11 protein-coding genes are annotated in these 11,380 nt (G+C 70.8%); 5 read left to right on the top strand and 6 right to left on the bottom strand.

What is annotated here, in order from left to right; all coding sequences use genetic code 11:
- Nucleotides 1–31: 31 nt before the first annotated feature.
- Nucleotides 32–796: a ParA family protein gene (locus tag AC07OY_RS15505; RefSeq protein ID WP_495043486.1), complete on the top strand. Its 765-nt coding sequence runs from the start codon at nt 32–34 to the stop codon at nt 794–796.
- A gap of 50 nt (nt 797–846) precedes the next feature.
- Nucleotides 847–1,449 carry a 2OG-Fe(II) oxygenase family protein gene (locus AC07OY_RS15500; RefSeq protein WP_495043485.1) on the top strand — a complete coding sequence of 201 codons (603 nt, stop codon included), beginning with the start codon at nt 847–849 and terminating at the stop codon, nt 1,447–1,449.
- Here the strand turns inward: AC07OY_RS15500 and AC07OY_RS15495 are convergent.
- Together AC07OY_RS15495 and AC07OY_RS15490 are read right to left on the bottom strand one after the other, a co-directional pair.
- On the bottom strand, nt 1,406–2,788 hold the full coding sequence (locus AC07OY_RS15495) for a sensor histidine kinase (protein ID WP_495043484.1): 1,383 nt from the start codon (nt 2,786–2,788) through the stop codon (nt 1,406–1,408). The two genes, AC07OY_RS15500 and AC07OY_RS15495, sit on opposite strands and share 44 nt — an antisense overlap.
- A gap of 210 nt (nt 2,789–2,998) precedes the next feature.
- Entirely contained in the window at nt 2,999–3,667 is a 669-nt protein-coding gene (locus AC07OY_RS15490) for a response regulator (protein ID WP_495043483.1), read from the bottom strand.
- A 156-nt stretch (nt 3,668–3,823) separates the two neighbouring features.
- On the opposite strand from AC07OY_RS15490, the gene AC07OY_RS15485 reads away from it, so the two are divergent.
- Nucleotides 3,824–4,639, top strand: coding sequence for a DNA/RNA non-specific endonuclease (locus AC07OY_RS15485; RefSeq protein ID WP_495043482.1), 816 nt, complete (start codon nt 3,824–3,826; stop codon nt 4,637–4,639).
- Nucleotides 4,640–4,649: 10 nt separating this feature from the next.
- Here the strand turns inward: AC07OY_RS15485 and AC07OY_RS15480 are convergent, their stop codons facing one another.
- The 3 genes from AC07OY_RS15480 to AC07OY_RS15470 are packed head-to-tail and all read right to left on the bottom strand — an operon-like array spanning nt 4,650 to nt 7,613.
- On the bottom strand, nt 4,650–5,579 hold the full coding sequence (locus AC07OY_RS15480) for a hypothetical protein (RefSeq protein ID WP_495043481.1): 930 nt from the start codon (nt 5,577–5,579) through the stop codon (nt 4,650–4,652).
- Nucleotides 5,560–7,029, bottom strand: coding sequence for a TIGR01777 family oxidoreductase (locus tag AC07OY_RS15475; RefSeq protein WP_495043480.1), 1,470 nt, complete (start codon nt 7,027–7,029; stop codon nt 5,560–5,562). Before AC07OY_RS15475 ends, AC07OY_RS15480 begins: the two co-directional genes overlap by 20 nt.
- Nucleotides 7,026–7,613, bottom strand: coding sequence for a DUF4166 domain-containing protein (locus tag AC07OY_RS15470; protein WP_495043479.1), 588 nt, complete (start codon nt 7,611–7,613; stop codon nt 7,026–7,028). The genes AC07OY_RS15475 and AC07OY_RS15470 overlap by 4 nt, the downstream gene beginning before the upstream one ends.
- Nucleotides 7,614–7,747: 134 nt before the next feature.
- On the opposite strand from AC07OY_RS15470, the gene AC07OY_RS15465 reads away from it, so the two are divergent.
- Both AC07OY_RS15465 and AC07OY_RS15460 read left to right on the top strand, forming a co-directional pair.
- A complete protein-coding gene (locus tag AC07OY_RS15465; RefSeq protein WP_495043478.1) occupies nt 7,748–9,532 on the top strand; it encodes a sensor histidine kinase in 1,785 nt (594 codons plus the stop codon).
- Nucleotides 9,513–10,880 (top strand): sigma-54-dependent transcriptional regulator, encoded by a 1,368-nt coding sequence (locus AC07OY_RS15460; protein WP_495043477.1) that lies wholly within the window; start codon nt 9,513–9,515, stop codon nt 10,878–10,880. Before AC07OY_RS15465 ends, AC07OY_RS15460 begins: the two co-directional genes overlap by 20 nt.
- A gap of 4 nt (nt 10,881–10,884) precedes the next feature.
- On the opposite strand, the gene AC07OY_RS15455 is transcribed toward AC07OY_RS15460, so the two are convergent.
- A complete protein-coding gene (locus AC07OY_RS15455; protein WP_495043476.1) occupies nt 10,885–11,250 on the bottom strand; it encodes a hypothetical protein in 366 nt (121 codons plus the stop codon).
- Nucleotides 11,251–11,380: the final 130 nt, after the last annotated feature.

The following is an 11,380-nucleotide window of genomic DNA, read 5'->3' as shown; positions in this document are numbered from 1 at the left end:
CAATCGCCGCATCCGGCAGCAAGGAGTGGCGATGCGGCGAGTCGTGTTCAACCAGAAGGGCGGCGTGGGCAAGTCCACGATCACCAGCAACCTGGCGGCCATCGCCGCGGCCTCGGGCCAGCGCGTTCTCGTCATCGACCTGGACCGCCAGGGCAACACCAGCCGCTACCTGATGGGCGATGCGCTGGACGAAGGCGCCGCCGGCTCGGCCGAGTTCTTCGAGTCGACGCTGAAGTTCGCCGTGCGCCCGCCGGCCGCGACCGACTTCGTCACCGAGACGCCCTGGGAGGGCCTGCACCTGATGCCGGCCAGCCCCGAGCTCGATGAGCTGCATTCCAAGCTGGAGAGCCGCTACAAGATCTACAAGCTGCGCGACGCGCTGCTGCAGCTGGCCGACGAATACGACCAGATCTGGATCGACACGCCGCCGGCGCTGAATTTCTACACGCGCTCGGCGCTGATCGCGGCCCAGGGCTGCCTCATCCCCTTCGACTGCGACGACTTCTCGCGCCGCGCGCTGTATGGCCTGCTCGAGGCCGTCGAGGAGATCCGCGCCGACCATGCGCCCGAGCTGTCGGTGGAGGGCATCGTCGTCAACCAGTTCCAGGCCCGCGCCTCGCTGCCGCAGCGCGTCGTGCAGGAGCTGCTGGACGAGGGCCTGCCGGTGCTGGAGCCCTATCTGTCCAGCAGCATCAAGGTCAAGGAGTCGCACGAGCTGTCGCGGCCCATGATCCACCTCGATGCCCGCCACAAGCTGACGCAGGAGATGCAGGCGCTGTACCAGGCCCTGGGCTGACCGGTCTTTTCCCGGCTTGGCCGGGCCCTGCGCACGGCCAGAATGGCGGCATGAGCACTCCTGACTCCGTGCCCGAAGCTGTCCGCATCGTCGGCGCCAGCGTCCAGACCGAGCTGCCCGTCATCATTGCCGAGCTGGGCCCCATCGCGGACCGCCTGCAGCTGGCGCGCGAGGCCATCGAGGAGCTGCGCGTGAGCCACCCGCAGTCGCCCGAGTCCAACGTCAAGTCGGTCTATATGAGCCCGTGGAAGAGCCACATGCTCAATGCCAAGCTGCTGCCGCTGTGCGCCAGCGTCGTCGAGATCGCCAAGGCGGCGGCGCCCAAGGCCTGGTCGGGGGAGCTCGACTCGCTCGGCCTGGACCTGCTCGTCACCCACTGCTGGGGCGCCATCTACGAGCAGGCCGACTACACGGCCCCGCACAACCACTGGCCGGCCGACCTGAGCTGCGTCGTCTACCTCGAGGCCGAGCCCGGCTGCGCGCCGCTGGTGTTTTCCAAGACCAGCGCCTACCAGCCCAGGCCCGGCACGCTGATCATGTTCCCCGGCATCACCATGCACGAGGTGCCGGCCACGCCGGGGCGGCGCGTCGTCGTCGCGATGAATCTCTTCAAGCAGCTGGCCCTGGATCCGACGGCAGCGGCGGCAGGCTGAGCCGGGCTCGCAGGCCCGGGCCGGCGTGGGCGTCCAGCAGCTCCAGCCGGCCCGCGTGGCGGGCGGCGATGTCGGCCGCGATGGCCAGGCCCAGGCCGCTGCCCGTCCCGGTCGCGGTGTCGCCACGGCGAAAGCGCTGCATGGCCGCCGGGCGATCGGCCGGCGCAATGCCCGGGCCGTTGTCCTCCACCTCCAGCCATGGGCCCTCGGCCCCGCTGCCGCAGCGCACGGTGATGCGTGCCCCCGCGCCGGCATAGCTGACGGCGTTGTGGATGAGGTTCTCGAGAGCCTCGCGCAGCAGGAAGGCATGGCCCAGGGCCGGCGCCTCGGCCAGCTCGAAGCCCAGGTCCACGCCGCTGGGCAGGGTGCGGTGGGCCCAGTCCTGGCCGCTCTCGGTGGCGATGCCACGCAGGTCGATACGCTGGCCGACATCGACGCTGCGGTCCTCCGCACGCGCCAGCGACAGCAGCTGCTGGGCCAGGCGGGCGCTGCGTTCGACGCGCTGGCGCAGGCGTTGCAGCAGCGGGTCCACGCGCTGGTCGTGGGGCTCCAGCATGGCCAGCTCGATCTCGGTCTGCAGCGACGTCAGCGGCGTGCGCAGCTGGTGGGCCGCATCGGCCAGGAATTCGCGCTGGGCCCCGGCCGCACGGCCCAGCCGCTCGAACAGGCGGTTGAAGGCCGCCTGCAGGGGCACCAGCTCACGCGGCAGGCTGGCCGCCAGCGGCGTCAGGCGGTGCAGGTCGCGGTGCTCCAGCTCGGCGCTGAGGTCGGTCAGCGGCGCCAGGCCCTGGCGGATGGCCCACCAGCCGGCCAGGGCCAGCAGCAGGGCCAGGGCGCCGCCATTCAGGGCGACCGAGCTGCCGATCTCGCGCTGCAGGGCGTCGCGCTTGTGCAGGGTCTCGGCGACCAGGATCTGGCAGACGCCGGTGCCGCAGTCATGGCCCAGTTGCACCAGGCGCAGCTCGCGGCCGCGCAGCTTCACGTCGCCGTAATAGGAGTTGCCGGCGGGCTGTTGCGCGGGCCGGGGGTGCAGCTCGGCGAGGCCGGCATCGCCCTGCAGCACTTCGCCGTGCGGCGACAGCACGAGATAGAAGACATCGTCCTGGCGGTCGAAGCGCAGCGCGCGGTCCATCGTGGCGCTGACATCGATGCGGGGCTGGCCGCTGCGCACGTCGATTTGGCCGGCCAGGGTCAGGGCCGTGTCCTCCAGGCCTTCGTCCAGCCAGCTCTGGGCGCTGTGCCTGACCTGCTCGTACAGCGCCGTGCCCAGCACCGGCAGGGCCACGAGCAAGGGCAGCATCAGCCAGCCGAACAGCCGCCGCTGCAGGCTGGAGCGCATCAATGACGCCCCTCGTCCAAGGAGTACCTTGGCCGGGACCACGCTACAGCCAGGGGCCGCAGCGCTTCGGCAGGCACGTCACGCCCACTGGGCGTAACGTGTCCGGCCTCAGCCCCCGAGGGGACGGCGATGCTTGCCGGATTGACCGGCAAGCACATCGCCATGACGGGCCGGCTTGGGAGCGGCCCGGCGCTCGGCCCGAAAGCCAACTCAGCCGATTTCTTCAAGGAGGTAGCCCAGGCCGCGCACCGTGCGCAGCTGCACGCCGCCGGGTTCGATCTTGGCGCGCAGGCGCGACAGGCAGACCTCGATGGCGTTGTCGCTGACGCCCTGGTCCCAGGCATTGCTGGCCAGCGCGATGTGCTCCTTGGGCACGACCTTGCCGGCGCGCGCCATCAGGAAGCCCAGCACATCCCATTCGCGGGCGGACAGCGCCAGGGGCTCGTCCTCGATATAGGCGCGGCGTGCTTCCTGGTCGATGCGCAGGCGGGCCAGCTGCAGCTGGTTGCTGGTGCGGGCCTGGCTGCGCCGCACCAGGGCGCGGGCGCGGGCGACGAGCTCGGTCAGCGCGAAAGGCTTGACGAGATAGTCGTCGGCGCCACCCTCCAGGCCGCGCACGCGGTCCTCGACGGCGTCGCGGGCGGTCAGGATCAGCACCGGCGCGGCGATGCCCTCGGCGCGCACGCGGCGCAGCGTCTCGAAGCCGTCGATGCCGGCCAGGCCGATGTCGAGGATGAGGAGGTCGTAGGCGTCTTCGCGCAGCGACCGCGGCACGGGTTCGCCACGGGCGGTGCAGTCCACGACCCAGCCCTGGGAGCGCAAGGCGCGGGCGGTGGTTTCGACGAGTTGTTCGTCGTCTTCGACGAGCAGGATGCGCATGGTGGCGCCAGTATGGCCCGAGAGCGGCCGAAGTGCTGACGCAGGGCTGTCACGGCAGGACGGCAGCATCCAGGGCCCCCTAGGAAATCACGGGGACACAAAGCCATGCGGCTCACAAGAATCCGCCCCTGTCCAAACCTGCCAAGGAAAGCCGCCATGTGGCCGATCCCTTCTGCAAGCTCGCTGCGGCCCGCCGCCGCCCTGGTGCTGACCGTCCAACTGCTGGCCGGCTGCGGTGGCGGTGGCGATATGGCCGAAGCCGATCTGGCCACCACGCTGGAGGAGGCTCACGGCGGCGCCGACGGGCTGCGGCAGTTCTTTGACAGCCACGACGAGGCTCAGGTCCGGGCCGAGTTGGCCCGCTACGGCATCGGCTACGAGGTGCACGACCGTGAGCTGGCCAAGATCCAGCAGGCCAGGCCCCAGGCCGTCACCGACTGCGCCAAGTTCTTCCCGACAGCCGACCGCACCAAGTGGCACAACTTCAACGGCGAGTACTACTACATCGACAGCTCGGGCCGGCCCAACAAGGCCTACGCCGACCTGCCGCCCATCAAGGCCGAGGTCCGCCAGGACAGCTGCCAGACCAGCATCGGCCAATGGGGCGACGCCGAGAACCCGAGCAACGACTATGACGGCGGCCACCTCATCGGATCGCAGCTGGGCGGCTGGGGCGGGCGCGCCAACATCGTGCCCCAGGACGCCAACTTCAACCGCGGCAACTGGGCCCAGCTGGAGAACAAGATGGCCAAGTGCGGCGTGCTGGCCACCGGCGCCATGCGCTACAGCATCGACGTCGGCTACCCCAGCAGCTCGGTCCTGGTGCCGTCGTCCTTCACGATGACCATCACCCGCCAGAGCAACGGCGCCAAGATCACGCTGCGCTTCACCAATGTGGATGGTGGCGGCAGCAATGGCACCGCCGAGCGCCTGCGCGGCACCGACTTCCTGAGCGCCAACGGCTGCAACTGAGGCCTGAGGCTCAGTGCGGCGCGGCCACCACGGCGCGCGCCGCCTCGAAGCATTCACAGGCGATCTGCCACAGCCTGGCCGCATCGGCATAGCGGTCGCTGGCCTCGCCATTGAGCGCATCGCCGGCCAGGTCGGTGCGCGGCTGGGCGTAGTGCAGCCAGAAGTCGGCCCCCATCTTCTGCGGCAGCAGCTCGGCGTTGAAGCTCAAGTAGTCGCCCGGCCCGGCCTCGCGCAGAAAGCCTTCGAAGCAGCGCTGCCACATCCAGCGGAAGTGGCTCAGGTAGTCGCCCGGGTCGTCCAGGCCGGTCTGGATGCAGCCTGGGTTGCCGACGCGGGCATGCAGGAAGCGCACGCGCTCGAACACCGGCTGGAGCCGCGCGGCGCGGTCGTAGAACTCGCCGCCATAGGTCAGCTCGTGGCCGGTGTACCAGTGCGACAGGTCGGCGTTGAAGCGCAGGGCCGGGAAGCGGGCGACGAGGTCCAGCGTGCGGCGCAGGTCCTGGGTCAGGGTGCCGCGATGGGTCTCGACATAGACCGCATGGCCGTGGCGCGCCGAGGCCTCGAGCACGGCGGCCGCGAGCGCATCCATCTCGGCATCGGTCTCGAAGGAGTGGCCGACATGCAGGGTCGTGATCTCGCAGCCGAGCTCGCGCTGCTCGCGCACGATGGCCTCCACCTCGGGGGGCGTCAGCGCGCGGCAGATGCCGGTCACGGCCAGGCCGGCATCGCGTGCGGCCTGGGCCGCTTCGGCCGTGGGCTGCCAGATCTGCACCGCCTCATGGCCATCGGCCTTCAGCAGCGCCAGTTGCTCGGCGTGGCTGGGGCGCCAGCCGGCCGAGGCGCGCGGCAGCTCGGCCATGGTGCCGAGGTTGATGTCGCGGCGCAGGCGCGGCGGATTCGCGCTGCCGTCATTGCAGCGGTCAAGGGGCAAGGGATTCATGGCCGGCATCATGCCGCGCGGCGAGGTCGGCCAAGGCGGCCGGCAGCGTTGCGAAGCGGAAGCGATAGCCGGCCACCAGTGCCACGGCGGGCACGGCGTTCTGGCCGTCCAGCAGCAGCGTCGACATCTCGCCCGCCAGCCTGCGCAGCGGCCAGGCCGGCATGCGCAGCCAGGCGCGGCGGCCGAAGGACGCGGCCAGGGCCTGGGCGAAGCCGGCCTGCGACGGCGCATCGGGCGCGACGGCGTTGACGGCGCCCGCAAGCGCGTCCCGGTCCAGCGCAAAACGGATCAGGCCGACCGCATCGTCGCGATGCAGCCAGGGCGCCGGCTGCCTGCCACTGCCCAGCACGGCGCCGAATCCCAGCCGCGCGGCCAGGGCCTGCATCGGATAGGCACCGTCCTCACGCCCCAGCACGACGCCCAGGCGCAGGCGCACGACACGCACGCCCAGGGCCTCGGCGCGGCGCGCCTCGTGCTCGATGGCGGCGCAGAGGTCGGACTGGAACTCGCCCGGCTTGGGCGAGCTGGCTTCGGTGCAGGGCGATCCGTCATTGACCGCGCCATAAAAGCCCACCGCCGAGGCACTGACCAGCACGCGCGGGCGCTGCTCCAGCCGGCGCATCAGGGCGACCAGGCGCTGCGTGATGCCCAGGCGGCTGCCCATCAGCAGGCGGCGGCGCGCGGCCGTCCACGGCAGGCCCAGCACGCGGGCGCCGGCCAGGTTGACGATGGCGTCGATGCGGGTCTCGGACGGGATGGCGTCCAGGTCGTCGACCACCCAGACGCCCGGCCCGAACAGCCCGCGCGCCTGGCGCAGGTCGCGCGACAGCGCAATGACGCGGCGGCCGTCCCGAACCAGATCGGCCACGACCGCCTGGCCGACGAAGCCGGTGGCGCCGGTGACGAGGACGGCCGGCTGGCGGCGCATCGAGGCCGGCGGGGGCGTCAGCGCCGACATCCGGGCCAGGCGGCGCACGGCGATCAGATTGCGCAGGCTCCAAGCCAGCACGCCCAGGCCATAGGCCGTCAGCAGCGGTGCCCACCAGCCATTGGCGGCCGGCAGCAACCGCGTCGGCTCCTGGCCCCAGGCCCACAGCACCGGCGCGAACACGGCCAGGAAGACGCCGTAGCTGATGGCCAGCAAAGTGTGCAGCAGACGTTCGAAGGCCGGCAGGTTGCGGCTGCGGTCCTCCTCCAGGAAGTCGGCCAGGGTGACGACAACCTCGATGCCCAGCAGCGCCGCCAGCAGGGCGGCGAACAGCCCCTGCCAATGCCACCAGGCCAGGCCGATGAAGACGACGCCATAGATGGCCTCGCGCACCGTGTGCAGGGCCAGTTCGCGCCGCGCCGAGGGCCGTTGCGGCAGCTTGGCCTGCAATTCGTGATGCCAGAGGTTGTCGAAGGCGCCCATGAGAGCCTGGACGCTGAGCAGGGTGAAGAGGAGGTTCATGCGGGATCGGCAAACACGCCGGTTTGGTGAAAGGTCTCGCCCAGCAGCGGGTGAGTCATCGAGAGGGTGAAACGGAACAGGCCATCGCCCAGGTCGCGGTGCTCGACGCGGCAGGTGCCGGGGCTGAACAGGCGGGGCATGACCAGGCGCAGGGCGCCGATATCGAGGAAATAGCGGCGGCTCTGGAACACCAGGGCGCCGTCCTGCTCGAAGACGTCCAGCGCCATGCCCAGGCCGCCGCGGGTGCGCTCCTGCAGGCGGCCGCTGGCATCCAGCTCCTTGGTCGACACGACCAGGCCGACGCCATCCTCGAAATGACGCTCCCAGACGACGCCGGCGCCGACAGCGCTCACCCGCACCGTCGTCGGCACGCCGCTGGCATTGGCCGCTGCCAGCGGGCTTTGCAGCGGCTTGACCAGCCAGGCCAGGACCCGACCGAGGGCCGAGCAGCGCATGTCCATCAGGCCGCGGTAGGTCGTTTGGGCGTGGCCGGCGGCAAAGCGGCGCTGCACGGCGGCCGGCAGGCGGGCCCAGGCGGCGGGGCCGATGAGGGCGGAGAGGTCGAGAGGCTGGGCGGTGTTCATGACCCTGCTATCGCGACAAGCGTGCCAGGCCTGATTTATTCGCTAAGTGATTGATTTCATTGAATCAATCGAATGAATCCGCATACCTCGGATACAGTGCTTCCGGCCCCACCTGTCAACTTCGTTAACACCCCATGCTGCTGATCCGTTTCGCCCTGGGCTTCTCGCTGTTCGAGACCCTGGTGCTGGCCGGCGTGCTGCTGGCCTGGTCCGACCGCGTGGCCGGCGGGCGTTTGCTGGCGGCCTTCCTGGCCGGCATCGCGGTCTGGATCACCGGCAACGAGCTGCCCAACTGGTGGGGCGTGGAGGCCGAGCCCGTCGCGCTGCGCCTGATGTCCATGGCGCCGTTCGTGTCGGCCTTCTTCTTCCACTTCTGCGTGGTGTTCTGCCGTGTGCCCCTGCACCGGGGCTGGGTGTGGGCGGCCTATGCCTACAGCGGCCTGTCGTCGCTGGCGGCGCAGATCTGGGTCTCGGGCCACCTGGTGTGGATCGAACCCGTCGGCTGGATCGCCTTTGCCAACACGGCGGGCTGGCTGGCCAGCATCGCCTGGATCGTGCTCGGCATTGCCGGCGTGGGCGTGCTGCTGCGCGGCCTGGCCCTGGCCAAGCCGCCAGCGCGCCAGCAGATCGCCGCCGTCACCGCGTCCTGCCTTTGGGGGCTGCTTTGCCTGAGCGGCTATGCGCTGGTGATGCTGCGCCTGCCGGTCTATCCGGTGCCGCTGCTGCTGCTGCCGCTCTACCCCGTCATCCTCGTCTACGGCGTGCTGCGCTGGGGCGTGTTCGTCGCCAATGCGTGGGCCGGCCGCGCCCTGGTGTGGACGCTGCTGCTGGCCATCGGCGTCGGCATCGTCGGCCTGATGCCGCTGCTGCTGCCCTTCGAGTCGCGCTGGCTCAGCGGCGTCGCGGTGGCGGCCGGCTGCCTGGCCCTGAGCGGACCGGTGCGGCGCTTTGTGCAGCGCCTGGTCTATCCCGGTGGCGAGGCGTCCGCTGCCGACCTGCAAGCCTGGCGCGAGGCCCTGCTGCCGGCCGAGACCCTGGCCGAGCTGGGTGACACCGCCGGCCAGCTGCTGAGCCGCCGCCTGGGAACGCCCGTCGAGGTGGTGTTCGATGCCGAATCCGAACCCAGCCTGCCACGGCTGAACTGCCGTCGATCGCCGTGGCGAATCGAGCTGCAAGGCTGGTCGGCCGCGCCGCCGGGCCAGCGCCACCTGGCCGAGCTCTTCGGCAGCCTGGTACTGGAAGCCGCCGTGCGCGTGGAGCAGGCCCAGCAGCTCGCGGCCCGGGAACGCGAGCGGCAGCTGCAGGCCCGCCTGGCCGAGCTGGGCGCCCTGGCCGCCACCGTGGCCCACGACATCCGCAACCCGCTCAACATCATCTCCATGGCCGTCGCGTTGGCGCCAGCCGACACACGCCGCGAGGTGGCCGAGCAGGTGGACCGCATCGCCCACCTGACGCGCGATCTGCTGGACTACGCCAAGCCCTGGAAGCTGGCGCCGGCCGAGGTGGACGTCACCACCCTCGCGCAGACCGTGGCGCGCCGCCAGCCGGAGGTCGAACTGGGGCCGGGCCTGCAGCAGCCGCTGCCGGCCTACCTCGACGCGCGCCGCGTCGAACAGGCCCTGACCAATCTGGTCGAGAACGGCCGCACGGCCGGGGGCGGCGCCGTGCACGTCGACGCCGAGCGCGATGCCACGGGTCTGCGCCTGCATGTCTGCGACAACGGCCCCGGCGTCCCCGACGCCATCCGCGAGCGGCTGTTCGAACCCTTTGCCTCGCGCAGCCCCGGCGGCACCGGCCTGGGCCTGGCCATCGTCGCGCGCGTGATGGCCGCGCATGGCGGCACGGCCACGCTGAGCGAGCGCTCCGGCTGGCGCACCTGCTTCACCTTGAGCTTCCCCCATGAACCAGCCAACTCCTGAGACCGGCCGCGTGCTGCTCGTCGACGACGAAGCGGCCTTCCAGCGCCTGGGCGGCAACTTCCTGCGCAGCCTCGGCCACGAGGTCGACATCGCCGGCGACGGCGACGCCGCCCTGGCCCGCTTCGCCGAGCAGCGGCCCGAGCTGGTGCTGCTGGACCTGGCCATGCCGCCCCATATGGACCCCGAGCGCGGCCTGGAGCTGATCCCGCGCCTGCACAGCGTGCCCGTCATCGTGCTGACCGGCCACGGCGAACATGAGCTGGCCCTGCGCGCGGCCGAGCTGGGCGCCTGGGACTTCATCACCAAGCCCATCGACCCCGACCTGCTGCGCTTCGTCGTGGCCCGCGCGCTGCGCAAGTCGCGCCTGGAGAGCGAGCTCGCCAAGCTGCGCGCCGAGCAGGGTGCCGACGACCTCGGCCTGGTGGGCCAGACGCCGCCCATGCAGCAATTGCGCGCGATGGTGAGACGCGTCGCGCCGACGCGCGTCAGCGTGCTGGTGCTGGGCCCGACGGGCACCGGCAAGGAGCTTGTGGCCCGCGCCCTGCACGAAGGCAGCCCGCGACGCGACGGGCCCTTCGTCGTCGTGCATTGCGGCGCGCTGTCGGCCGAGCTGCTGGAGAGCGAACTCTTCGGCCACCTGAAGGGCAGCTTCACCGGCGCCTATCGCGACCAGCCTGGCCTCGTCGAAGCGGCGCACGGCGGCACCCTCTTCCTCGACGAGGTCGGCGAGATGCCGCCGGCCATGCAGGTCAAGCTGCTGCGCTTTCTGCAGGAAGGCACTTTCCTGCCCGTGGGCGGCCGCGTGCAGAAGCAGGCCGAGGCGCGCGTCGTCGCCGCCACCCACCGCGACCTCGAGGCCATGGTGCGCGAAGGCAGCTTCCGCGAAGACCTCTACTACCGCCTCAAGGGCGTCGTGCTGCGCACGCCAGCCCTGGCCGAGCGCATGGCCGACGTGCCGCTGCTGGCGGCGCGCTTCCTGCAGCGCATCACGCCCCAGGCCCGCTTCTCGGCAGGCGCCCTGGCCTGGGTCACCGCGCGCGACTGGCCGGGCAATGTGCGCGAGCTCAAGGCCATCGTCGAGTCGGCCGGGGCGCTGCTGCTGCCGGAGCAGCACGAGGTCGACACCGAACTGCTGAGGCTCGCCGCCGGCGACAACTCGGAAGCACCGCGGCTTGCTGAACCGACGGCAAGTACCGGCGTGCTGGATGCGGCACTGAACGAGCTGGAGCGCCGCCTCATCCAGGACGCGATGAGCGCCGCGGGCGGCAACCAGTCCGAGGCGGCTCGCCAGCTCGGCGTGTCGCGCGTCGGCCTCATCAAGAAGCTGTCGCGCCTCGGCCTGCGCTAACTGATCAGTTGCCGAAGTCCTTCAGCCACTGCCTGAGCTTCTTGCGGCCATCGCTGTTGGTGCCGCGGTAAGTCTTCAGCGCCTGCGAAAGGAATTGCTGCTCGGCCGGCGTCAGGCCCGTGGGCTCGCGCTCCTCGTCGATCCAGCCGGTGGCCTTGTCGCAGTGGTGCTCGATCTGGCGCGCCAGCTTGTCGCCGATGGGCCGCGCGCCGCTCTTGGCCATGGACCAGGTCGCACCGCTGACGCCAATGCGGGTCGCCCATGCCGCCTCGAGGCCCTTGGGTGGATCGCCTGCATTGATGCGCTCTTCGGCAAAGGTCTGGAACAACGCGAGTGCGTTGAGCCGGCGGATGGTGGCGGGGTTGGACACGGCGGGTGGCGATGAAAAGCAGTGTTGTGAAAACACTTCACAGCCATTCTAGGCGTTGACGGTTGCGTGAAGATTCTTAACAATGCGCATATTCGCTCAGGACAGCTGAGCTTTTTCACTCACCACAACC

It is taken from the genome of Roseateles sp. GW821-FHT09H10, from assembly GCF_059415865.1.
Note: the sequence above shows the minus strand (reverse complement) of the source record. Positions and strands in the feature narration are given on the sequence as shown.